Genomic DNA, 23,477 nt, shown 5'->3' on the forward strand with positions numbered 1-23,477 from the left:
AAAGCCAATGGATCTAACATTGGCTTTTTTATTGATAACGCCTGCTTAAAAACCTTTAGCTTACCCTGAAATAACCCTACAAAAAGTAGTTGATTCCATTAAACTTTTTATTCTACTGCAAAAAACAATAACAATTCCCTATCATTAGCCTAGTCATTATGTGATCGTTATTTATGTTTTACATATTATTAACATTGACCTAGTGTTAAATTGATTCAAGTCAAAACAACTCATTCCACTAATTCATTACCCTAGTGACCTAATTGCTAATTGGAGTTCAAAATGGGGAATACTTTAGAAAGACTAAAGACTTTAGTTGTGCTTATCTTTACGGTCTTAAGTTTATGTTACTCCCCACTGTCTCAGGCTCTGTTTGTTAGCCCGGCGAAAGATCCTTTACCCATCATTGAGGAGACATTTCCTCAAGCGACATCCATATCAGACAAACAAGGCCCTCCACTGCTTAGAGTCATTAAAAAACAAGATGACATACTCGGCTATGCGTTTGAGACAAATGATATCGCTAAGATTCCCGCCTACTCAGGCGAGCCCGTTAACATGTTGGTGATCATCGACCCTGACGGCAATTACCTCGCATCAAAAGTACTTGAGCACCACGAACCCATTATTTTGGCTGGTATTCCAGAGAAAAAACTGTGGGATTTTAGCGATCAATATGTCGGCTTGTCTGTTAAAGACCGGATTAAAGTCGGTGGCAAGCCCAACCAAAATTACATCCCTATTGATGGTTTATCCGGAGCAACCGTGACCGTTATGGTCATGAACGTCGCCATTACTAAAGCGGCAACAAAAGCCGCTGAATCTCTAGGTATCATTCAAGCAAAATCAAAAATCATTCAACCTATTTCCACCATTAAGAAAGATATTTTCTCTGACAAAAACTGGTTTGATTTAACCGGTGATGGCTCCATAAGAAAACTGTTCTTAGATAACAAAACCGTTCAACAAGCCTTTAATGGCACCGACGCTGAAAAGGTCGATACCGTTGCAGATAGCAAAAAAGACGACATGTTTGCTGAACTCTATTATGCCATCGCAGATATCCCAACGATCGGGAAAAACCTTTTTGGCGACGCAGAGTATCAATGGCTAACAAAAGATCTAAAAGCCGGTGAGCACCTTATCGCGGTTTTCGGTAATGGATACTCCTACAAAGGGTCAGGCTACGTTCGTGGCGGTATATTTGACCGTATTCAAGTACACCAAAATGACAACGAAATATCATTTCGAGATTTAGACCACACTCGAATTACAGACTTGTACACCGATGGCACACCCAAGTTCAAAGAGATGTCGGTGTTTAAAGTACCCGCCCATCACGACTTTGATCCGGGAGCCAGTTGGCAAATAGAATTATTAGTCCGTCGACAAACCGGGCCAATTGATAGTGTATTTACCAGTTTTAAAGGGCGTTACGACACATTAGAGCAGTACGTTGATACACCTCCAGCCATTATTCCACCACCAGAACTAACACTGGCAGAGCAAGTGTGGAAAGAGCATCAAGTCACCGTCATTATATTAACCGCAATGCTTGCGTCCTTAATATTAATGCTATTTGTCCAAGATATTCTGGTTCGCCACCCCACATTTATGCATAGATTCCGTCATGGTTTCTTAGCCATTACGGTTATCTTTATCGGTTGGCAATGGGGTGGGCAGCTCTCTGTCGTTAACGTGTTCACCTTTCTTCACGCTTTAATGTCAGAATTCTCTTGGGATCTGTTCTTGCTCGATCCAGTGATCTTTATTTTATGGAGCGCAGCGGCAGTAACCATGCTGTTGTGGGGACGAGCGGTATACTGCGGTTGGCTATGCCCATTTGGTGCGCTTCAAGAGCTAATAAATCAGTTTGCCCGTTATATAAAAATCCCACAGTTCGAACTACCTTGGGCAGTCCACGAGCGCTTATGGGCCATTAAATATCTAATTTTACTGGCACTCTTTGCCTTATCTTTAGACTCATTAGCGCTAGCCGAACAGTTTGCGGAAATAGAACCGTTCAAAACTACCTTCTTACTCAAGTTTGACCGCGAATGGCCATTCATCGCATGGGCGGTCTTGCTATTGGTGATCAACATATTCAACCGCAAAACGTTTTGCCGTTATTTGTGCCCACTTGGAGCGGCTTTATCCGTCTCAAATAGCGTTCGTCTGTTCGACTGGCTAAAACGTCGCCCTGAATGTGGTTCCCCTTGCAAAATCTGCGCGAAAGAGTGTGAGATTCAAGCCATTCAGCCTGATGGCGTAATCAACATGCGTGAATGCCATTACTGCCTTGATTGCCAGATAACTTATTCAAATGACAAGAAATGTCCGCCACTGAAAAAGGCGGCATATAAAAAACGTAACACCGATATACCAATACAAGAGCTATAGAAAATACGCTTATCGCGTTAGATGAACCGCGTCTTACTGTAAGCAATTTCTAGAACGTCAGCACCCTACATCAAAAATGGAGACTCATTATGAGTGACGACAATAATGCACAGGACAACGATAACAGCCCAGTAAATAATGACCGACGCAAGTTCTTTGGAAAAAGTGCTGCGATTGGTCTAGGAGTAGCGGCGGCCCCAATGACGGCCGCAATGTTTGCTTCTATGGCGAAAGCGCAAGCTGAAGAGATCAGAAACAGCACCGTTGTTCACCCTGGCGAACTTGACGAATATTATGGATTTTGGAGTGGTGGCCACTCTGGAGAGGTTCGTATATTAGGCATTCCGTCTATGCGTGAACTGATGAGAATCCCGGTATTTAATACCGACAGCGCAACAGGCTGGGGATTAACAAACGAAAGTAAACGCATTAAAGGGGATAGTGCAAACATACTTCTTGGAGACTCTCATCACCCTCATATGAGTATGACAGACGGCCGCTACAACGGTAAATATGTCTTTATTAATGACAAAGCAAATTCACGAGTTGCTCGCATCCGCTGCGATGTAATGAAGTGCGATAAAATGCTCACAATCCCTAACGTTCAAGCCATACATGGTTTACGTGTACAGAAAGCACCTTATACCAAGTATGTAATCTGTAATAGTGAGTTTGAAATTCCAATGAACAACGATGGCAAGTCATCACTAGAAGATGTCAGCACTTATCGTTCACTGTTCAATGTCATTGATGCAGAAACCATGGAAATGGCCTTTCAAGTTATGGTTGACGGCAACCTCGATAACACAGATGCTGATTTTGACGGCAAATATTTTGCATCAACCTGCTACAACTCTGAAATGGGAATGAACCTTGGAGAGATGATCACGGCTGAACGCGATCATGTGGTCATCTTTAATCTTGCACGTTGTGAAGAAGCGATAAAAGCCGGTAATTTCAAAACCTATAATGGCAACAATGTTCCCGTTGTCGATGGCAGAAAGGGCTCCGAGCTGACCCGTTATATTCCTGTTCCCAAGTCACCTCACGGCATGAACACCTCTTCAGATGGCAAATACTTTGTTGCTAACGGTAAGCTATCTCCAACCGTTTCTGTTATTGCTATTGATAAGCTCGATGCTCTGTTCAATGACACCATTCAGCCTCGTGACACCATTGTTGCTGAGCCAGAACTGGGATTAGGGCCACTGCATACCGCCTTCGATAACCGCGGTAATGCTTATACGACACTATTCTTAGATAGCCAAATCGCCAAGTGGAATGTAGAAGACGCCATCAAAGCGCACAACGGAGAGAAGGTAAACTACGTTAGACAAAAACTAGACGTACACTATCAGCCGGGCCATAACCATACATCAATGGGTGAAACCCGAGACGCCGATGGTAAATGGTTAGTCTCACTCTGTAAGTTTGCCAAAGACCGTTTCTTACCCGTTGGTCCACTTCACCCTGAGAACGATCAGTTAATTGATATCTCAGGCGATGAAATGAAACTGGTTCACGATGGGCCAACCTACGCAGAACCACATGACTGTATTATTGTTCACCGTAGCAAAGTGAAGCCAAACAAAGTCTGGTCTCGCGATGACTCAATATTTGCAGAAACCGTCGCCATCGCTAAGAAAGATGGTGTTGACGTAATGACAGAAAGCAAGGTTATAAGAGACGGAAATAAAGTCCGTGTTTATATGACCTCTGTTGCGCCGACATTTGGTTTAAATGAGTTCAAAGTGAAGTTGGGAGATGAGGTCACCATCATTATTACTAACCTTGATATGGTTGAAGATGTTAGCCACGGGTTCTGTATGACTAACTACGGCGTTCAAATGGAGATCAGTCCACAAGCCACCGCTTCGATTACATTTACCGCCGATAAACCTGGAGTTTATTGGTATTACTGTAACTGGTTCTGCCATGCTCTACATATGGAGATGCGTGGACGAATGTTTGTTGAGGCTTAACCCTTAGCAGATACAAGATTAAGGCTTCTTTATCGTATAAATTTGCTAGTTATATTGATAGAGAAGCCTTGCTTACCGGCTCAAGTGGCTTAATTGACTCATTAGGATATATGGATTGAACAAAACACTTTGCTTCACTCTGCTTGCTCTCAGTTTACTGCACACCGAACTAAGTGCCGCTGTATTCACCGTCACGAGTAACGACAACTTACAATCTCGTCTCGACAGCACAAACAATGGCGATACGGTTTTACTTGAACCGGGCACCTATGTGGGCAACTTTGTGGTTAACAACAGCATTACGCTCGCAGGGAAAGAAGGCGCCTTGATCGATGCAGGCGGGCACGGCAACGCCATTACACTACAACAATCTAATACCACCATAGAAAATCTCACCATTGTCAATTGGGGCAAAAACTTAACTGAGCAAAACGCCGCCATTTATCTCGATAAAAAAACAGACAATATCGTCATTAGAAATAACCACTTAACAGGGGATGGCTTTGGCTTTTGGTTGCAAAAAACTCAGCATCTATTAGTAGAAAACAACACCATTAAGGGCAACCCTCAATTACGCTCAGCGGACAGAGGTAATGGTATTCAATTGTCTGCGGTTAAACATGCCAAAGTGATTGGCAATACCATCAGCAATACTCGTGATGGTTTATATATCATCTCCAGCCAAAACAGTGAACTTAGAAACAACCTGATGCGTGACATGCGGTATGGTGTTCACTATATGTACTCACATAGCAATACAGTGGTAGACAACCGAACTTATAACACTCGTGCCGGCTACGCTTTAATGAGTTCGAATCGACTAACCGTACATGGTAATCAAAGTAACGACAGTGAAGACTACGGTATGTTAATGAACTTCATTACCTACTCTGACATCAGTTACAACTCCATCAATCATGTTTGGACAAAGCCTGAAAACAAGGTGATGGGCCGTGAAGGTAAAGGGCTATTTATCTATAACTCCGCCTACAACACCATAAGCTACAACACTATTGATACCGCCGAGATCGGCATTCACCTCACTGCCGGGTCAGAAAATGGCAAAATATTTGCCAACAACTTTATCAACAACCCGGTTCAGGTGAAGTATGTATCAAATCGCAAACAAGAGTGGTCTCAACAAAATATTGGCAACTATTGGAGTAACTATTTAGGTTGGGATCTCGACAATGATCAAATTGGCGACACACCTTTTGAGCCTAATGACGGCATAGATAAAATGGTTTGGAAATACCCAGAGGCAAAAGTGCTTTTGGATAGCCCTTCAGTGTTGATGCTGCGCTGGATTCAAAAACAGTTTCCACTGCTTAAGCCCGCAGGCGTCAAAGATTCTAACCCTTTAATATCACCGACCAACTCCAAAGCCCAGTTTTTACAGTCCAGCAAATACGCTACGGACAATAAAGGAAAGAATTTATGAGCAATCCTGTCGTCGTATTGGAAAAGGTGACCAAGCAATACAAACAGCTCCTCGCTCTCAACGAGATAGACTTAACTCTCGACAGCGGAGAAGTACTCGGTCTATTTGGTCACAATGGTGCAGGTAAAACAACCATGATGAAGCTTATCTTGGGGATTATTCCTGCAACAAAAGGACACATCGAAGTATGTGGTGTCGACCCAAAAAGTAAACAAGCATGGCACAGCCGAAAAAGCATTGGCTACTTACCGGAAAATGTCAGTTTTTACGATCAACTCACTGGCCAAGAAGTGCTAACCTACTTTTCTCGTTTAAAATCCGAACCGACTAAACATATCCCCTCTCTACTGCAAAAAGTAGGCTTAGATCATGCTGCACAACGTCAAGTCAAAACATACTCAAAAGGGATGCGACAGCGGCTGGGGTTGGCTCAAGCATTTCTCGGTAAACCCAAACTACTGCTATTAGATGAACCAACGGTGGGGCTAGACCCTATTGCGACTCAAGAGTTTTACTCCAGTGTCGATCAACTAAAAAATGACGGTGCCAGCATTATATTATGCTCTCACGCCTTATCTGGCGTCGAGCAGCACATCGACAGAGCCATGATTCTATCTTCAGGACACCCCATTGCCATGGGCACGTTAGAGCAGCTAAGGCAACACGCTCAGTTGCCCGTTATCATTAAAGCGAAAGGGATAAACCGTGATTTAGCAAACGACCGTGCATTAGCACCTTATCTCGTCTCTACCGATCAATTACACATTCCTGAGCATTTAAAAATGACGACATTAAAAGCGCTGTTAACACACGCCGCACTGGAAGATGTTCAAATCGAAAACGCCAATCTAGAGCAAATCTACCAGCACTTTTTACAACAAGCTGAACAGCAAACGAACCATCAACGCGAGGGCCAATTATGAACCCTATCTTTGCCGTTGCATTAAAAGAGTTTCAAGATAGCCTTCGCAACCGTTGGTTTATTTCTATTACCTTCATATTTGCTTTGCTCTCCATTGGCCTTAGCTATTACGGAACAGTGGCGTCTGGACATATCTCCTCACCTTCCCTTTCTTCTACCATTGCCAGCCTATCAAGTTTGTCGGTATTTATTATTCCGTTGATCGCGCTGCTCCTTTGCTACGATAGCTTTGTAGGAGAGCAAGAGTCCGGCACCCTACTGTTGCTGATGACATACCCAATAAGCCACGGTCAACTCCTGCTAGGGAAATTTATAGGGCAAGGAGGCGTAATTGCGCTGGCAACCATTTTAGGTTTTGGTAGCGCCGCAGCGTTACTTCAATTAACCACTGACATGGTCGCCATCGGAGAAGCGTTCAGCCTATTTATCCTCACCTCAACCTTGCTGGGATTATGTTTTATCGCTCTTGCCTATGTCATTAGTTTACTGGTTTCAGAAAAATCAAAAGCAGCCGGTATTGCGCTAATACTGTGGCTGCTGTTCGTCATTATTTTTGATCTGGTTTTATTGGCACTATTAGTCGGTACCGATGAAATGGTCACTCAACATGGCTTGGTGCAGTTGATGATGTTTAACCCTGCCGATCTCTTCCGGCTGATCAATCTCTCTTCGCTTAACAGTAGTGATGTTAACGGCGTGCTCTCTGTCGCCATCAACAGCAGTTATTCAACCTCGACATTGCTGCTAGTGATGCTCGCTTGGATTATTGCCCCGCTTAGCATCGCACTCATTATTTTTAAAAACAAAAACTTATAAGGCCCAAATATGAACAATTACCTACGATCCAAGTGGCACTTTTTATTTGCTCTCTCTCTCTTTCTTGTTGGCTGCGGAGAAGCGCCGCAACAAACCATGTTAAAACAAGCCGTCGCGATCGAAAGTGCTGATGAGTGTCATTTATGTGGCATGATCATCGCGAATTTCCCCGGGCCTAAAGGGGAAGCCTATCAAAATGGTAACGACAACGTATTAAAGTTTTGCTCGACACGAGATCTGTTCAGCTACCTTTTGCAGCCAGAAAACCAACGTCAAGTGAAGCAAGTCTTTGTTCATGATATGAGTAAGACGCCATGGCAAAAACCAGAAGACCAATATTTCATTGATGCGGAAAAAGCATGGTTTGTTATTGGCTCAAGTCAAAAAGGTGCGATGGGTAAAACATTAGCCAGCTTCGGCAAACAGGAAGACGCCAAAGCATTCAGCGAAAACTATGGCGGTACGATTTATCAATACCAAGATATTACTATCGATATTCTGTGATCTTGCTTCAGCCTTTTGTTAATAAAAACAAGAGGCTATCTCCCGCCAAATACTAAAAATAAATTGTCATTAAGTTAATAGTTTTCAACCTATTAGCTCGCATTCTTCCCCTCTCACTTTCCCAAATATGGTCTATAATTAACTATAGCTATACAGATAAACATAATAAGTGAACAAACAACTGTACATAACAACAGTATTTTATTGACTTAAGCAATACCAGCACTATACTACTGTATATAAATACAGCTTTATGGGAGGTTAGATATGTTTTCGTTATCTGAAAGGCTCGATAGAGTAAACAAACTTCGCAAACAAGCGATGTCTGATCCTGAGTTTATCCAAGCTGCCGAGGATCATAAGCTCGCTATTCAATCTGAATCTGAACTCACCCCTTGTAAATCAAAAAGCAAACCCAAAACCAAACGCTTTAAAGATGTCTATAAAGATATCTCTTTTGGTGCAGAACGAGCAGGTGATACGCACTAGTTTCTGTGTTAATTTTCAATCAAAAAAGGCTTCAACGTTCAATCGTTGAAGCCTTTGCGCATAATATAAAGAGTCGTCAATTTACTTTATATAATTATCCCTTCCACTCATACAAAGCAGGGATTTCAATAAACTTACCCTTGTATTCAATCACAACATTACGTGGGGAAATACTTACCAGCCTAATTTGGTTGTTTAACCAATCCCCCTCATAAAGCTCTCGACCATTTATTTTTACCCAGCGACTATCTTTATTACTGGCGTACATATGCGTTTGTAGATTCATCGCGGGCAGTTGCCCTACAAACTGATTCTCATTATCCACCAGCTTAATCGCTGCTTTAGCGGCTCTATCTTGCTCAACTGAGTCGCTTATACTCTCAACACTAAAAGCTTGTTCAACACGTTTTGCCAGCTCTGGAGATAACCCGCTGAGATCAAGAGAATCAAGTTGAAACTCTTCGTCATTACTCACCGTGTTGTCATTAGTATGACTGCCGCTCGCCAAATCCTTTGTCTCTTCACTCTCTTTCGCATTGGCGCTAATAGCGCTTGTCTCCTTGAGTGACGTCAGCTCTGTTTCTGTTGGCTTTTCTTCTTTTTCCACCACAATCTCAACTATTTTCGGCTTGTTATTTTTACCTAATCGCTGCCGAATCTCTGATAATGGTTCAAGAGATGGGGTATCTGGATAAGGCAACTCAACCGCAATAGTGCTATCAAGTGCCTTTTGTTCTGCCAACTGCTGTTGTTCAGCAAGACGTTGTTTCGTTAACTGCTGCCACTCACTGTTGCTGTTAACAAAATTAATCACCAACAAACCGCAAGGTAAAATCAACGCCAAAAACAGATAAAAAAGCCAACCTGTCGACTTTGGCTGCTGCTGAGATAATGACGCCGAAGCCACCGAAGAGGGCTGACCCGCTTGATGATTCATCTCCGACTCTTGCAGTGCTTTCATAATTTGAGACATTATTTTGTCTCCTTAACTTCAATACGGTGCAAAGTAGGTGCTGAGGTATTGGTGAGCTTAGCTAAAATTTTCAAAGTATTACGCCCTACAACACCATCAGCATCAAGCCCTTGCCACTGCTGAAACGCTCGTACTTTTCTCTCTAACGATGCGTCAAACAGCACACTGTCGTTAGCGGGTTCATTGAGTGCAGTTGAGAGCAAGCTATCCAACAGCAAAACTTGGTTGCCCCGGCTATTACGCTTTAATACCTGATCCACTTCGCTGTACCAAAGACCTTGATAGCCACCATTCCAGCGCTCTTTTAGCCACCAAATCGGCACCTGAATGCGTTGATTCTTATTTAAGAGTTCTGCGTACTCATCATTAATGGCGTACAACACCACATACGACAAACTATCCTGTTCACTCAACGGCAGTATCACCGGCTGATTGGCTGAAACAATATGTTGCCAATCGGCAACGCCTGTATCGCACTGATACGGTGAGTTGTCCGCCAAGCAGTTACTGTTCAGGACAGATGCCCTAACCCCCCACAGTTCATACAGCACTTGCATGGCATCAACCGAGCTTTGACTCTGGTTGAGAAAACTCGCCAAAACTGGCTCAGTAGTATTGTCCGCGGTTTTTTCGTCAAGCTGAACCACAGGTAGAGGCGCTAATTGGCTTTGGATCAACCGACTAATGTCTGTTTTAAAATGATAAATCCCACCACTTAACAGAGCACTAACTAAAAATGTCACCAGCAGAGGAGAACCGCTGCGCTTTTTTTCCATAGTTGGTGCTGCAACCATGGGGGCTTGAAAGCTCATCACATCCTGACACGCTTTCTCTGCCTGACTGGCAGACACCTCTTTCTCTCCGCTGTAAAAGGTGTAGAGCAAAGCTTTGTCGCAAACAAGGTTGATTAACCTCGGTACACCTTTGGTTGTTTGCGCGATAATCTTAACCGCCTTAGAAGAGAAGTACTCTACGGGGCTGCCCGCAATACGCAGTCGAAACTGAATATACTGCTCGACCTCTTTTTCCCCTAATGGCAGCAAATGGTAGCGACCGGTGATCCTTTGAGCCAACTGTCTTAGCTCTGCGGTTTGTAATTTTTGTTGTAGCTCTGGTTGCCCGACAAGCAGCACTTTCAGTAATTTCTGACTGTCGGTTTCTAAATTTGTTAGCAGCCTAAGTTGCTCCAATACTTGAGCAGAGAGATGTTGTGCCTCATCAATTAGCAGTAATGTTTGAATGCCTTGGCTATGATTGGCCATTAAGTAGTGATAAATCCCTTTGGTCAGCTGCTTTAAGCTGGCGTTATCAGGGTACTCAATTTCAAACTCATCGCAAATGGCTTCGAGAAGATCCGAATCACTAAAGGTTGGGTTAAGAATTAAGCCCGCTTTTACATTGTCATTTAATGAGGCAAGCATCGCTTTAGATACGGTGGTTTTTCCCGTTCCCACTTCGCCGGTAAGCATAGCAAAGCCGCCACCCTCACCTAACCCCGCTTGCAAATGCCCCATCGCTTCCCGATGACGAGAACTTAAAAATAGGTATCTCGCACTGGGTACAATGGAAAACGGCAACTCTATAAATCCAAAGTAATCTTTGTACATCAACTCATCTCTCACTTAACAGTTCTGGAAAAGTACCATTGCCTGATAGAATGTAAAGGGATAACTATTCGATATTCACTGGAGTTCACTTTGCAAATCTATCTTGTTGGCGGTGCGGTTAGAGATAAACTACTTAACCTGCCTGTTTATGATAATGACTGGGTTGTGGTTGGCTCAACACCAGAACAGATGCTGTCACAAGGTTTTCAAGCCGTTGGAAAAGATTTTCCGGTCTTCTTGCACCCTAAAACCAAAGAAGAACATGCACTGGCGCGAACAGAAAAAAGTCGAGGCCGGCTATACAGGTTTTGAGTGTTATTTCTCTGCGGATGTGACATTAGAACAAGATCTCATGCGCCGAGATCTCACCATTAACGCCATCGCAATGGATGATAACGGGCAACTTATTGATCCATATCATGGTGAAAAAGACATTCAAGATAAGGTCATTCGTCACGTTTCATCCGCCTTTGTGGAAGATCCTTTGCGAGTACTTCGTGTGGCTCGCTTTGCCGCGAAGCTTCATCATCTGGGTTTTGCTGTTGCACAAGAGACCATTTCATTAATGCAGGAGATCAGCGACTCCGGCGAACTCGCCCATTTAACCCAAGAGCGCGTATGGCAAGAGTGGCAAAAGTCTCTACAGACTCCTAATCCAGAGCAGTTTATTGCCGTACTCAGACAGTGTGGCGCACTGAAAATAGTGCTACCTGAACTGGACGCCTTATTCGGTGTTCCTCAGCCAGAGCAGTGGCACCCAGAAATCGACACAGGCATTCATACCTTAATGGTTGCAGAACAGGCCGCAATAATCAGCTCCTCTCCACAAGTTCGTTTTGCCGCGCAAGTTCATGACCTCGGCAAAGGTGTCACACCATCAGAAGAGTGGCCCAGCCATAAAATGCATTGCCAAACAGGCATAGCCATTATTAAAGCCTTATGTGAACGTGTAAAAGTGCCCAATGATTATAAAGAGTTGGCTCTGGCAGTCTGCGCACAACACTCTAATATCCACCGCGCTGACGAACTGCGAGCGGCCACCTTTTTAAAAGTATTCAACAAACTTGATGTATGGCGTAAGCCGGAAAAATTGCAGCAAGTGTTGCTGTGCTGCGAAGCGGATCATCGGGGAAGAGAAGGTCACCAGCAGATGCCCTATCCTCAAAAAGAGCGCGTAGAGACCGCTTACAACGCAGCATTATCCATTGAGGTACAAGCCATCATTGCCGATGGGTTTACCGGAAAAGCAATAAGAGATGAGCTAGACAGCCGACGAGTTCATGCGGTGAAACTGGCACTGTTTTCCGATACTGAATAAGCCATTAAACACCCATGCCACAAAACCAAAACAGAGAGCCTGCAATAAAATTACAGGCTCTCTGCTAACACTATTCGCTAAGTTTTTTTGTACAAAAGAGCTATACCAACTCTCCTGCCCCCTGAACGGAACGCTCGCTATTTTCCACCAAGAACACAGCGGCCGTCTGCTTTAACTGTTGCCACTCGTCATCCTCGACAAACACACCATCTTGCCAAGATGCACTCTCCGCTTGGCTCAGTTCATCACCATTAATGTGAATAGAGTAGTGCTCAGTATGTTGCTCAACATTAAAATCATTAACTGAGAGCTCAATAGTCATGGTGTGATTGTCAGCTTCACCATTACCATCAAGTTTTTTGTTATCAGAGAAGAAAACCTCTGGAGCGATACAACCTCGTCCAAGCACATAAAGCACATGCTTAGGGCTACTGCCGTTTGACCAACGTGCACGACAAGCAATACCTTTTGCGGCAAGCCTAACCAACTCGCTATACCCCAACCATCGGTTATGACACTGTTTAAGCTCCAAAGTGATGGATTTGGCTCCCACCATATTTTCTAGCGCATAATCTAAAACAGCAGGAAGGTGACAAGCCACGCTGCTATTTTTCAGGTCCACTTCAATGGTGTTATCCGGCAACTTGTTAATAGAGACCGCGCAGTCTGAGTCGAGGCCGATAAATCGACTGGCATTATTAAAGTGTTGAACACCACGTAAACCCACCATCTGTAAATCAGCAACCATGTTGGCAATAACATCTGCCTCACCAAAGCTACGTTGCATACCAAAAAACGCTTTGTTTACTGCAGCGACCAGTTCATTGTGCGAAACGATCATTGTGCTAGCCCTCCACTCAATTGGTTGTCATTACTATTATTCGCTGGCATCAATGGAAAGATCCAGTTGTCCATATAGTCAGGACTCTTTATGTCATTCAATAAAGGAGCACCTTGGAAGAAGGTGACACGAACCCAGCGATCAGAGCGTGGATCAAATTTCGTTGCACCAAAAATCGCCAACTTACAACGCAGCAGATGCATCGGCAACGCATCTTCACGCAACACATTCATCTGAATATCACCCATTTCACGGTTACCCAAAGTCCATGCTCTACGAGTAATGGCTCGGTATTGTGAGTGACTGAGCAAAAACTCCGCTACAGACGCGTGTTCAGGGTACTGACACAGTGCGTGGTACAAGCGATTAACCTGTCGTCCAATATCAAGAGGTAACTCGCGATCTTCGCCTTGCTCTTCACCTCTAACACCAAGTCTTGGCTCTTCTTTATCCTGCGAGCGATACCAAAACCAGTAGTTATTTTCTGCTAGAGAATAGTCAGCCTCTATCGCCCAGCGATATTTACTTTTCAATACCGCTAACAACTCTCCCACATTCTTACCACTTGGAATAGCCAAGGTTTCATTGCTATTCATCTCATTTTCAAAACCGTCAACCAACTCTGGATAAAGCTCAATCAAGCATGAGGTCAAAATCTCTTGCGCTTCTAAACTCATGTCACTTGTCTGTTGAGATAAATGGTTCCAATCAGGCTGATGCAACATTAACTCTTTCAAATTTTCAGATAGCTGCTGTAAATCGGCTATCGCATCATGGTTCAGCTGATTTTGATGTTCATTAATCGTCACCACTTGCTGTAGATGACAAATGGCTTTGTTTAGCAAGCTTTGTAGAGGCTGATGCAGTGCACTATCACAAGGCATAGACAACGCCTGAGCAACGGCACGCTCACGAGCGGTCATCCACTGATCAACAATACATGGGTGATTAATAAGATAAGGAGCCATGCCTAGCCCTGTTGCATTTCCAACCCCTAGATAGCGTTGAATGCCTTTATCTAAAGAGGTTGCCGAGTCTCCGCCCTTCTGCATAGCCAAGTAATTGACCCAGTCGAGACTGAACTCTCGCAATAGATAAACCGCACACATCTGAGCGCTAAACGACAAGTTGAAATCTGGGTTATCTTCAAGCAGTTTAAAATCGGCAATACCAAATTTGCCATTGCCATACACCGCCGTAGTACGAAGGATATACCCCACTTCTGCTAGCTCAGAAGTGTCTGGCTGGGTACCTTTTGCTAACGCACTGACAATATGCTCAAACACCCGGACACTCTTATTTGCCCGAGCAAGAACCAATACGTTATTAGGGTTTCTGCCTGCTTCTTGTAGAGGCACATTTGCTCTTAACTCTTCAAGTAAATCAACGTCAACATCACCATACACCAGTGCAAATGTCACATCCCACTTTTCAGCAATAACTCTATCGTTGCGTTCTTCATCGGCAATTTCGTCACAAAATACCACCAGATGATAGACATGCAGAGGCGTTTGCAACTTGTAAATAACGTGACCAAAGCCTTGAGGCGATAATTGCCATTGCTGTTTTGTCACCTGCCATTTCTGCTCCGCCATTTTACGGATCATACTGCGAACAAAGCTAATTCTGTTTTGATGCATAGCGCCTAATCTATCAGGCGCCATGACCATCTCTGCGTCACGCAACTTAATATCAGTGTAAGTAGAACGATGTAGGTTCATTTTCTTACCACCTATTTTCTATAAAAGTGGAGAGGAACTCTGTTTTTGAAATTGTCTGCAACACAAGCTCCTCTAGGTTATTGTCGTAATTATAGGTTCTGCTCTTTTGCCATTTTCATGGCTATTTGAGGGGCATTCCATAGCGACGGCAGCAGTATCAAAGAGACTGGAACTGCAGTAATAACAATGAAGGATTGCAGCGCCGAAATGCCACCCGATCCCAGCGAGATTAAGATCAACGCCGTTACACCCATCATCACACCCCAGAAGATACGAACAATCGCGTTTGGCTCTGTTTCGCCACTAATAACCACACTGATGGTGTACGTCATTGAGTCACCCGTTGTGACGATAAAAATGGTGGTTAAGATAAGAAACAGAATCGAAATCAGCATTGGATTAGGAAGCTGTTGAGTGATAGCAAGAAGCGCTCCCGGTAAATTAAACCCTTCAAATGCGGTACTCACGCTACCAGGATCGGCAATCTCGAACGCCAGACCAGTACCACCAACAATGGTGAACCAGAAACAGGTTGTAAGAGGCGCTACGATGCTAATTGTCGAGATAATTTGACGAATAGTACGACCACGAGAGATACGCGCAATAAAGATAGCCATCATTGGGCCATAGCCTAAGAACCAGCCCCAGAAGAACACCGTCCACCAGCTCAACCAACCTTCATCACCACGATAAGTAGCCATTGGGATAAAGTTATCCAGCATACTGCCAACACCTTGGATATAGCCGTTAAATATAAAGCCTGTTGGGCCAAATATCAGGATATAAACCATCAGCCCCACCGCGAGTATCACGTTGTAGCGACTCAGTAACTGCATGCCTCGGTTGATACCGCTCAATGCAGACAGGGTATACAGTACGATAGCAAATAGAATGATGATCAATTGAGTAGTGAAACCGTCTGGAATCTCAAACAGAGCATTTAAAGCATAGCTGACTTGCAAGCCAAGGAAACCAATAGGGCCAATGGTGCCCGCAGCAACCGCGATGATACAACAAGCATCAATTAACGCGCCCACATGGCCTTTTAGCGCTCGCTCTCCAAGCACAGGGTACAACAGAATGCGCGGCTTCAGTGGAAGGCCTTTGTCGTAATGAAGGTGCATTACAACAATGGACGTTAAGCTACCTACAATCGCCCAAGCTAAGAAGCCCCAGTGCATATACGATTGTGACAATGCATTAATTGCACCCTGCACAACATCTTCCTGCGCACCGTATAGTGGCGGTGGGCTAACATAGTGAGCAAGAGGCTCAGCCGCGGCCCAAAAAACACCGCCACCAGCAAGTAAGGTACAGAAGATGATTGCTATCCAGCGGAATGAGTCCATCTCTGGTGTGCTAATGCCACCTAAAACAACTTTACCCGTTCGACCTGCTGCCAGCCCTAACCCAATAAGGAAGGTGAGCAACAGAAGTAATTGCCAGTATGGACCAAATACCTGTACTGACCAGCCAAAACCGGCATTAACGATGGCAGAGAGTTTTTCTCCGTCATACAGAGCGACGGCAACAAACAGCGCGATAAATCCGCCGCTGTACCAAAATGCAGGATTACTTAATCCCAGTTTCTCCATCGATTTAGCATTGACCGGTTGAGCATCATGAGATGCTGTACTTTTTAACAATGTCGCCTCAGAGGGATCATTCATTGTTGATGCTTTCATGCTATTGCTTAAATCAGACATACTCTGACTCCAGAGGTTCTTTGCAGTAGATACCACCTGCTACAAAAGTTAACTTTAACACCTGCTCTGTTATTGTCTTATCAGCAGGTCGTTCCATGTTTGGGCTACAACTTATGAGATAGGCTCTAATCCTTCTTTTAAGAATTCGAACCAGTTCTCGCCCAGTATTTGTCCCGCTTCAGGTTCACTGAACCCATAGCGAATTAATCCGTTGTAAATATTCTCCATGCCAGAGCTGCCGTTAAACCATGGCAATGCATCAGGCCAACCGGAATTGCTTGCGGATCCTTCTCCGTAATCCATCGCTTTAGACCAACGTCCGTTTCTCATCCACTCCAGCACTTGCTGTGGCTGGTTAAGACATAAATCACTGCCAATGCCTAGGTGCTCAACGCCATACAGCTCAGCCGCTTTCGCCACCATCTGGCAAAAATCATCCAGTGTGCATTGGCTGCCATTAGGAAGATGAAAGGGATACAAACTAAAACCGATTAATCCGCCGCGGCTGGTTAGCGCTTTGATCACCGTGTCGGATTTATTACGTAATGCATCATGAGCAAAGGTTGGGTTAGCGTGGCTAATGCAGATTGGCCGCGTAGAGAGATCGATCGCCTCTAACGTTGAACGCTCAGCGCTGTGGGACATATCGATGATCATGCCCACTCGGTTCATCTCTTTAATTGCCTGCTGACCAAATCGGGTTATGCCGTTGTCATTTTGCTCGTAGCAGCCAGTGGCGAGTAAACTTTGGTTGTTATAGGTAAGCTGCATAATCAACAGCCCTTGCTTACGCATCACTTCAATAAGGCCAATCTCATCATCAATTGGCGAACAGTTTTGCGCCCCAAGAAATACCCCAACTTTTCCTAACTCTTTTGCTCTCTGAACATCTGCCATCGAATGAATCGGCATGATCAAGTCAGCGTTATTTTCAAATCGTTGATTCCACTCAGCAAAGCGAGTCAGCGTTTCACGGGCATTTTCGTGGTAAACAACCGTTGCATGAATCGCGGTAATGCCGCTGACTTTCAAGGTTTGAAAATACTCTCGATCCCAGTTGCAGTACTGCAAGCCGTCGATCACTATCCTTTTCTGGTACATAACCACTCCCTATACAAATTCGTTGCGTTAAGTAATGGGTGGCAACACCACCCAATAGGCTTAGTAAGGACGTTGGTAAGCGGTTTTCACCACGGTATAAAACTCTTTGGCATATTGACCCTGCTCGCGAGGACCAAAGCTTGATTCTTTACGACCACCAAACGGGACGTGGTAATCAGTGCCTGCGGTTGGTAGGTTGACCATCACACAACCGGTTTGAACCTGCTGTTTAAAGATGGCGCTGTTACGAAGGCTTTGAGTGATAATGCCGCCAGTTAAGCCGAAGCGCGTATCATTTGCGACCGCGATTGCTTCGTCTAGGTCAGCCACTCGAATGACACACGCCATTGGTGCAAACACCTCTTCCTGATTCACTTCCCAGCTATTGTTACTGTTTAGGAATAGGGTTGGAGACATGTAGTAACCTTCATGTTTCAGAGATAATCTTTCACCACCAAAGCCGAGTTCCGCGCCGCTTTGGCGGGCTTTCTCTATCCACTCAAAGTTAGAGCTAAGCTGTTTATCATCAACAACCGGCCCCATAAATATGCCGTCATCCAATGCATGGCCGACTTTTAACTCACTCATGCGTTTAATCAGGGCGTCTACATAGCGGTCGTGGATTTTGTCCATCACAACAAGGCGAGATGAAGCGGTACATTTTTGTCCGGCACCGGAGAATGAACCGGCAATTGTCGCTTCAACAGCAATCTGAATATCGGCATCGTCCGCCACCACAAGGGCATTTTTACTGCCCATTTCTAACTGGCTACGAACAAAGTTCGGTGCGGTTGCGGCGGCGACTTTTCGTCCTGTCTCTACAGAGCCCGTAAAACTGACACCATTAACATCTTTTGAATTAATAAGCGTGTTACCCGCTTTGGAGCCACTGCCTAAAACAAGGTTAAATGTTCCCGCTGGTAGCCCTTGGCGATGGACAATTTCGGTAAGAGCAACGGCACTTGCAGGAGTAAGATTAGAGGGTTTCCAAACAACGCTGTTACCAAAAGCCAGAGCAGGCGCTATCTTCCACGCAGCAGTTGCCGTTGGGAAATTCCATGGCGAAATAATGGCAATCACTCCAACCGCTTCGCGTGTCACTTCGACCGAAACACCCGGTCTTACAGAGGCTGCAATGTCGCCAATTTGACGCAGTACTTCGGCGGCAAAATATTGAAAGAACTGGCCGGCGCGATAAATCTCACCACGCCCTTCCGCAAAAGGTTTGCCCTCTTCACGAGATAACAGCGTGCCAAGTTCATCACAACGAGCTATCAGCTCATCACCTATCGCTTGCAAAACACTCTGCTTACGTTCTAGAGGCGATTTTTCCCATTCAGGATGCGCTACTTTCGCGGCTTGAATCGCTTGCTCAACCTGAGAGTCACTCGCTTGCGAAAAGTCACCCAAGTTTTCACTTATGTCTGACGGGTTAATATTCGCAACAGTACTCACACCCGCTTGCCATTCACCTGCGATGTAGAGCGATTTCTCTGTCTGAACGTTATTTATTAAAGTCATTGCGTTTTCCTTGTCTTTACTCAGTGCCAACCTTTTCCGTTAGCCTGTTAATATGGTTATCTGTTATTCCGGCTGCGTAGCCGTGGCATATACAACAAATTCAACCAACATCTCTTCACGTGCCAGGCCTGCCACAACCATGGCGGCACGGTTTGGATAAGGCGCGTTAAAATAATCTGCATATATTTCGTTAACCGTCTTCAAGTACGCTCGGTCGGTAACATAAATAAGAACTTGAAGCACTGAGTCCATCGACTCACCCGCGCACTCAAGGGTATGAACTAAATTGTTAAACGTTTGACGGGTTTGAGCTTCAATTCCCCCCGCTACAACCGCGCCAGTTTCATCGATTGGGATCTGTGCAGTATAAAGTGTGCCGTTGCCGACAACCGCCCACTCTAGAGGGGCTTTAGAGGCAAACAATTCTGTTTTTATCGGCTGTTTTTTAGTTTGGATACTCACAAGCACTTTGACCTTTTGTAATGTTAATGTTGCAATTTAGTTAAATGATGCACATTACTTAACGATAAATCTAACTATAAATTTTTTACAATTGATAAATTTAATTTATCGAACTACCCTAATTGCAGTAAATAAAGGGATTTAAGGGGAAGGACGTTGAGTATTAAGCTGCAACAATTAAGGCATTTTGTGATCGTCGTCGAAGAAGGAGGTTTTCGCGCCGCCTCAAATAGAGCCAATCGCTCTCAGGCAGCGCTATCAACCTCGATAAAGGAGTTAGAGAGAACCCTTGGACAGTCGCTGTTTGAAGGAGGAAACAAAGCCAAGCTCACCCCTTTTGGGGAGATTTGTTTACCCAAAATCATCCAGTTTCTCAACATATACAGTGCCTTGGATAACGACTTAAAAGCCGCCGCGGCAGGTCAGCAAGGAAGAGTTAAGATAGCGAGTGTGCCCTCCGTAGCGGCAAAGCTTATTCCTAGCGTGTTAGGTCACTTTTGCGAACAGCACCCAAATGTAGAAGTTAGCCTTATTGATGACAATGCCTCAGGCGTAGAAGCACGGTTGTTATCGGGAGAGGTGGACTTAGCTCTTGGTAACCCGTCTAGCCTAGAGGAAACAGGCATCGATTTTACGCCGCTGATTTCAGATCCTATTGGCGTTGTCTGTTTAAAAGATAATCCCATTGCCAAGCAAGTTGACGGTATTGAATGGCAGACACTTCTTAAGCAGCCTTTTATCCGCAATGGAACCTGTAAATTACTAGACCCGACACCAGCCGGGACACTGTCGCAGCAAGCACTCTATTCCGTCGAGAACATCACCTCTCTATTTTCTGTGTTAGAGCTAGGCATAGGCGTCACAACACTGCCCAAGTTGGCATTTCCAACTAATGACACGCCATTGGTATGGATACCTCTTATAGATCCCCCATTAGAGAGAGAAATCGGTATTTTCACTTTAAGTGACAGAACCATCTCTCCTCAGGCGAAAGCTTTTCAAGCCCTGTGCATCCAACAGCTGAGCACCGCATCGGTTGAGCAGCATTAACAGGCAGTAAATAAAAAGGGCCATAGCCAGATTCAATAAAGATCGTGCTATAGCCCTAATTCAATTGAAGCCTTTACGCCTCAATGTGGTGCTTAACCGTTGAAAATCAGTAGACCAAACAGGCCAAAACCAAGCAGTAAGCGATAGATAACAAAAGGAGTCATGCCCATTTTTGAGATAAGCTTCAGGAAGAAATAGATACAGATATAGGCACTGATAAACGAAGTAATCATCCCCGTGCCGAGCATCCCCAAGTGAACAGGCTCACCACTAGAGATCAGTTTTAAGCCAAGATATCCCCCTGCCAAGGTGATAATTGGGATCGACATTAAAAACGAAAAGCGAGCAGCCGCTTCACGACTAAAGCCAAGATACAACGCCGCAGTAATGGTGGCCCCCGAACGAGACGTACCAGGAATCATTGCTAACGCCTGAGCAACACCAATAAACAGTGATTTCTTCCAGTCCGCGCTGTATTCATCGTCAGCAAAACGGCCATGTTTATCTACCCACCATAGCAGTAACGCAAATATCACCGTGGTGGTCGCTATTACCCAAGCACTTCTTAAGTAGAGCTCAATTATGTCCTTCATAAACAAGCCGAACAGGCAGGCAGGAATGGTGGCAAGTATGATCATCCATGCCAGCTTAGACTCTTTGCTTTTCTCTTGACGAAAGATTGACCCCATTAGCGCAGTAAAGAGTGTCACTATCTCTTGTCTAAAATAGATCACCACAGCGGCTAATGTTCCTACATGCACCGCGACATCAAAGGCTAAGCCTTGATCTTCCCAGCCCAAAATAGCCGAAGGGAGAATAAGGTGCGCCGAGCTAGAAATAGGTAAAAACTCGGTAAGCCCTTGAATGAGAGCCAATATAAACGCTTCAAAATACGTCATTTAACAACCACTAAATTGAAAATCCGCTTTAGTAAGGGATTGAAGATTATCCATACTCAACCACACCTCTTTAACTAAACGGCCATCATCAGGAATACAAAGATCCGGAGATAAATCATAAAGTGGTTGAATCACAAATGGGTACTTAAAAATGTCCTTCCTTGGTATTTGAGGTGAAGCACTGGAGACCTCTTCACCAAATAGCAGAATATCGAGATCCAGCGTTCTATCTTGATATTTTTGAGCATCCTGCGCTCTGCCTGCTTTGAACTCAATCTCTCGTAACGCTTTAGAGAGTTGAGGCAAACTCATTGCCGTATCAAGCTGCACGACAAAATTGAAAAAAGGGGCACTGTCAAAATCAACTGAAGCACAATCATATACGCTAGATATGACGATATTTTTACCAAGTTCAGATAACGCTTCAACCGCAAACTGAGAGTAATATTCTCGGTTTACGTTACTGCCAACGCCAATATAGGTGGTAATCATCGCGTTCCTCGTTCAATCACCACTCCAACCCCTTTTGCTTGAGGAACCGCACCGGGTTTAGTTAAACGAACTTTAATCCAAGGCACAGAAAAACGCTGCATAATTAAATGGGCAATCTCTTCCGCCACTCGTTCAACCAATAAAAAACGACCGTTTTCAATGTGCTCAAGCACCGCTTGACTCACTTTAGCATAGTCTAATGCATCTTCAACATCATCACTTTTTCCCGCTGGGCGGTTGTCGTGCGCCATTTCGATATCAAGCACCAGCTTCTGCTTAATCTCTTGTTCCCAATCATAAGCACCAATGGTGGTAATTACCTCTAGCTGCTCAATAAAAACTGTGTCTAAAGCCATTAATAAACTCCTATAAAATCATTCATACGAAGGAAAAAATGTTACCTGCTTTGATAATAATGCTCGAACGAAGGCAAAATACACGAGCGAAGTCACCTTATTGAACAAAAAAAATGCGATAAGATACCAATCAGCAACAGGTCGGATACCAATACTCATTAAAAAGACGTATTATTTTTAAGCCGGACACTTTACCCCTTTTTTGCTTCATAGGATAGCCATGACGCCACTAGCACTTTGCATGATCATCTTTGCCTACTTACTAGGTTCGATCTCTAGTGCCATCTTGATCTGCCGATTATTTGATCTTCCGGATCCAAGAGAGACGGGTTCGCACAACCCCGGCGCCACTAACGTACTTAGAATTGGGGGGAAATGGTCGGCTCTCGCGGTTCTGATTTGCGACATGTTAAAAGGGACAATTCCGGTTTGGGGCAGTTACTATCTAGGTATTGAGCCATTAATGCTTGGCTTTATCGGCATCGCCGCCTGCCTCGGTCATATTTATCCGATCTTCTTCCATTTTAAAGGTGGCAAAGGCGTGGCCACGGCCATTGGTGCCATTGCACCCATAGGTTGGGGCTTAACAGGATTACTCGCCGCGACTTGGATTGTAGCCGCGATTATTACCCGCTACTCTTCCCTTGCTGCCATTATTACTGCTTTAATCGCACCATTTTACGCTTGGGTATTTAAACCCCTCTACACGCTGCCTGTGGCCATGCTGTGCTGCTTAATTTTACTGCGCCATCATGAAAACGTCCGCCGATTAATTAAAGGCGACGAACCTAAAATCGGCACCAGTCAGCAGTAAAAACCTTTTTCCTTATTACCATAAGAAGCATCCTCATTATCACGCTCTCGCGTGGTAATGCA

General features: G+C 44.5%; 19 protein-coding genes and 2 pseudogenes. 10 read left to right on the top strand and 11 right to left on the bottom strand.

The window, feature by feature from the left end; genetic code table 11:
• Positions 1-282 precede the first annotated feature (282 nt).
• From nosR to CHJ_RS12505, 7 genes are all read left to right on the top strand, one after another.
• Entirely contained in the window at positions 283-2,400 is a 2,118-nt protein-coding gene (nosR, locus tag CHJ_RS12475) for a transcriptional regulator NosR (RefSeq protein WP_317917801.1), read from the top strand.
• A gap of 89 nt (positions 2,401-2,489) precedes the next feature.
• A complete protein-coding gene (gene nosZ / locus CHJ_RS12480) occupies positions 2,490-4,382 on the top strand; it encodes a TAT-dependent nitrous-oxide reductase (protein ID WP_171752623.1) in 1,893 nt (630 codons plus the stop codon).
• A 115-nt stretch (positions 4,383-4,497) separates the two neighbouring features.
• Entirely contained in the window at positions 4,498-5,823 is a 1,326-nt protein-coding gene (locus CHJ_RS12485) for a nitrous oxide reductase family maturation protein NosD (RefSeq protein ID WP_317917802.1), read from the top strand.
• Positions 5,820-6,746, top strand: a complete 927-nt coding sequence (locus tag CHJ_RS12490) for an ABC transporter ATP-binding protein (protein ID WP_317917803.1) — start codon at positions 5,820-5,822, stop codon at positions 6,744-6,746. The genes CHJ_RS12485 and CHJ_RS12490 overlap by 4 nt, the downstream gene beginning before the upstream one ends.
• Positions 6,743-7,561, top strand: coding sequence for an ABC transporter permease (locus CHJ_RS12495; RefSeq protein ID WP_317917805.1), 819 nt, complete (start codon positions 6,743-6,745; stop codon positions 7,559-7,561). Before CHJ_RS12490 ends, CHJ_RS12495 begins: the two co-directional genes overlap by 4 nt.
• Before the next feature lie 9 nt (positions 7,562-7,570).
• Positions 7,571-8,065: a nitrous oxide reductase accessory protein NosL gene (locus CHJ_RS12500; RefSeq protein WP_317917807.1), complete on the top strand. Its 495-nt coding sequence runs from the start codon at positions 7,571-7,573 to the stop codon at positions 8,063-8,065.
• A 267-nt stretch (positions 8,066-8,332) separates the two neighbouring features.
• Complete coding sequence (locus tag CHJ_RS12505) at positions 8,333-8,554, top strand: hypothetical protein (RefSeq protein ID WP_171752618.1); 222 nt, start codon at positions 8,333-8,335, stop codon at positions 8,552-8,554.
• A 94-nt stretch (positions 8,555-8,648) separates the two neighbouring features.
• On the opposite strand, the gene CHJ_RS12510 is transcribed toward CHJ_RS12505, so the two are convergent.
• Both CHJ_RS12510 and CHJ_RS12515 read right to left on the bottom strand, forming a co-directional pair.
• Positions 8,649-9,527, bottom strand: coding sequence for a general secretion pathway protein GspB (locus CHJ_RS12510; protein ID WP_317917809.1), 879 nt, complete (start codon positions 9,525-9,527; stop codon positions 8,649-8,651).
• Positions 9,527-11,134 carry an ExeA family protein gene (locus tag CHJ_RS12515; protein ID WP_317917810.1) on the bottom strand — a complete coding sequence of 536 codons (1,608 nt, stop codon included), beginning with the start codon at positions 11,132-11,134 and terminating at the stop codon, positions 9,527-9,529. The genes CHJ_RS12510 and CHJ_RS12515 overlap by 1 nt, the downstream gene beginning before the upstream one ends.
• Before the next feature lie 90 nt (positions 11,135-11,224).
• Here CHJ_RS12515 and CHJ_RS12520 point away from each other — a divergent pair.
• Positions 11,225-12,452, top strand: a pseudogene (locus CHJ_RS12520) (multifunctional CCA addition/repair protein).
• Positions 12,453-12,552: 100 nt separating this feature from the next.
• On the opposite strand, the gene CHJ_RS12525 reads toward CHJ_RS12520, so the two are convergent.
• From CHJ_RS12525 to CHJ_RS12550, 6 genes and pseudogenes are all read right to left on the bottom strand, one after another.
• Complete coding sequence (locus CHJ_RS12525) at positions 12,553-13,293, bottom strand: DUF3726 domain-containing protein (protein ID WP_317917811.1); 741 nt, start codon at positions 13,291-13,293, stop codon at positions 12,553-12,555.
• Positions 13,290-15,014: a hypothetical protein gene (locus CHJ_RS12530; protein ID WP_317917812.1), complete on the bottom strand. Its 1,725-nt coding sequence runs from the start codon at positions 15,012-15,014 to the stop codon at positions 13,290-13,292. Before CHJ_RS12530 ends, CHJ_RS12525 begins: the two co-directional genes overlap by 4 nt.
• A gap of 89 nt (positions 15,015-15,103) precedes the next feature.
• Positions 15,104-16,606 (bottom strand): annotated as a pseudogene (locus tag CHJ_RS12535) (BCCT family transporter); the annotation flags it as partial.
• Positions 16,607-16,831: 225 nt separating this feature from the next.
• Positions 16,832-17,821 carry a membrane dipeptidase gene (locus CHJ_RS12540; protein WP_317917813.1) on the bottom strand — a complete coding sequence of 330 codons (990 nt, stop codon included), beginning with the start codon at positions 17,819-17,821 and terminating at the stop codon, positions 16,832-16,834.
• A gap of 60 nt (positions 17,822-17,881) precedes the next feature.
• Positions 17,882-19,342 (bottom strand): aldehyde dehydrogenase family protein, encoded by a 1,461-nt coding sequence (locus tag CHJ_RS12545; RefSeq protein WP_317917814.1) that lies wholly within the window; start codon positions 19,340-19,342, stop codon positions 17,882-17,884.
• 63 nt (positions 19,343-19,405) lie between these two features.
• A complete protein-coding gene (locus CHJ_RS12550) occupies positions 19,406-19,804 on the bottom strand; it encodes a RidA family protein (RefSeq protein WP_317917815.1) in 399 nt (132 codons plus the stop codon).
• A 156-nt stretch (positions 19,805-19,960) separates the two neighbouring features.
• On the opposite strand from CHJ_RS12550, the gene CHJ_RS12555 reads away from it, so the two are divergent.
• Entirely contained in the window at positions 19,961-20,854 is an 894-nt protein-coding gene (locus CHJ_RS12555) for a LysR family transcriptional regulator (protein ID WP_317917816.1), read from the top strand.
• Positions 20,855-20,946: 92 nt separating this feature from the next.
• On the opposite strand, the gene CHJ_RS12560 is transcribed toward CHJ_RS12555, so the two are convergent.
• Genes CHJ_RS12560 through folB form a run of 3 tightly spaced genes read right to left on the bottom strand, consistent with a single transcriptional unit; the run spans position 20,947 to position 22,601 of the window.
• Positions 20,947-21,753 (bottom strand): undecaprenyl-diphosphate phosphatase, encoded by an 807-nt coding sequence (locus tag CHJ_RS12560; RefSeq protein WP_171752607.1) that lies wholly within the window; start codon positions 21,751-21,753, stop codon positions 20,947-20,949.
• Complete coding sequence (gene folK / locus CHJ_RS12565) at positions 21,754-22,245, bottom strand: 2-amino-4-hydroxy-6-hydroxymethyldihydropteridine diphosphokinase (RefSeq protein WP_317917817.1); 492 nt, start codon at positions 22,243-22,245, stop codon at positions 21,754-21,756.
• Complete coding sequence (gene folB / locus CHJ_RS12570; protein ID WP_171752605.1) at positions 22,242-22,601, bottom strand: bifunctional dihydroneopterin aldolase/7,8-dihydroneopterin epimerase; 360 nt, start codon at positions 22,599-22,601, stop codon at positions 22,242-22,244. The genes folK and folB overlap by 4 nt, the downstream gene beginning before the upstream one ends.
• Before the next feature lie 220 nt (positions 22,602-22,821).
• On the opposite strand from folB, the gene plsY reads away from it, so the two are divergent.
• Positions 22,822-23,415, top strand: a complete 594-nt coding sequence (plsY, locus tag CHJ_RS12575; protein ID WP_171752604.1) for a glycerol-3-phosphate 1-O-acyltransferase PlsY — start codon at positions 22,822-22,824, stop codon at positions 23,413-23,415.
• Positions 23,416-23,477: the final 62 nt, after the last annotated feature.

The organism is Vibrio sp. MACH09, assembly GCF_033238805.1.
Classification (GTDB): domain Bacteria; phylum Pseudomonadota; class Gammaproteobacteria; order Enterobacterales; family Vibrionaceae; genus Vibrio.

Coding starts and splice junctions, on each gene's coding strand:
- nosR (WP_317917801.1), top strand. CDS start 283: ATGGGGAATACTTTAGAAAGACTAAAGACTTTAGTTGTGCTTATCTTT.
- nosZ (WP_171752623.1), top strand. CDS start 2,490: ATGAGTGACGACAATAATGCACAGGACAACGATAACAGCCCAGTAAAT.
- CHJ_RS12490 (WP_317917803.1), top strand. CDS start 5,820: ATGAGCAATCCTGTCGTCGTATTGGAAAAGGTGACCAAGCAATACAAA.
- CHJ_RS12495 (WP_317917805.1), top strand. CDS start 6,743: ATGAACCCTATCTTTGCCGTTGCATTAAAAGAGTTTCAAGATAGCCTT.
- CHJ_RS12500 (WP_317917807.1), top strand. CDS start 7,571: ATGAACAATTACCTACGATCCAAGTGGCACTTTTTATTTGCTCTCTCT.
- CHJ_RS12505 (WP_171752618.1), top strand. CDS start 8,333: ATGTTTTCGTTATCTGAAAGGCTCGATAGAGTAAACAAACTTCGCAAA.
- CHJ_RS12510 (WP_317917809.1), bottom strand. CDS start 9,527: ATGTCTCAAATTATGAAAGCACTGCAAGAGTCGGAGATGAATCATCAA.
- CHJ_RS12515 (WP_317917810.1), bottom strand. CDS start 11,134: ATGTACAAAGATTACTTTGGATTTATAGAGTTGCCGTTTTCCATTGTA.
- CHJ_RS12525 (WP_317917811.1), bottom strand. CDS start 13,293: ATGATCGTTTCGCACAATGAACTGGTCGCTGCAGTAAACAAAGCGTTT.
- CHJ_RS12530 (WP_317917812.1), bottom strand. CDS start 15,014: ATGAACCTACATCGTTCTACTTACACTGATATTAAGTTGCGTGACGCA.
- CHJ_RS12540 (WP_317917813.1), bottom strand. CDS start 17,821: ATGTACCAGAAAAGGATAGTGATCGACGGCTTGCAGTACTGCAACTGG.
- CHJ_RS12545 (WP_317917814.1), bottom strand. CDS start 19,342: ATGACTTTAATAAATAACGTTCAGACAGAGAAATCGCTCTACATCGCA.
- CHJ_RS12560 (WP_171752607.1), bottom strand. CDS start 21,753: ATGACGTATTTTGAAGCGTTTATATTGGCTCTCATTCAAGGGCTTACC.
- folK (WP_317917817.1), bottom strand. CDS start 22,245: ATGATTACCACCTATATTGGCGTTGGCAGTAACGTAAACCGAGAATAT.
- folB (WP_171752605.1), bottom strand. CDS start 22,601: ATGGCTTTAGACACAGTTTTTATTGAGCAGCTAGAGGTAATTACCACC.
- plsY (WP_171752604.1), top strand. CDS start 22,822: ATGACGCCACTAGCACTTTGCATGATCATCTTTGCCTACTTACTAGGT.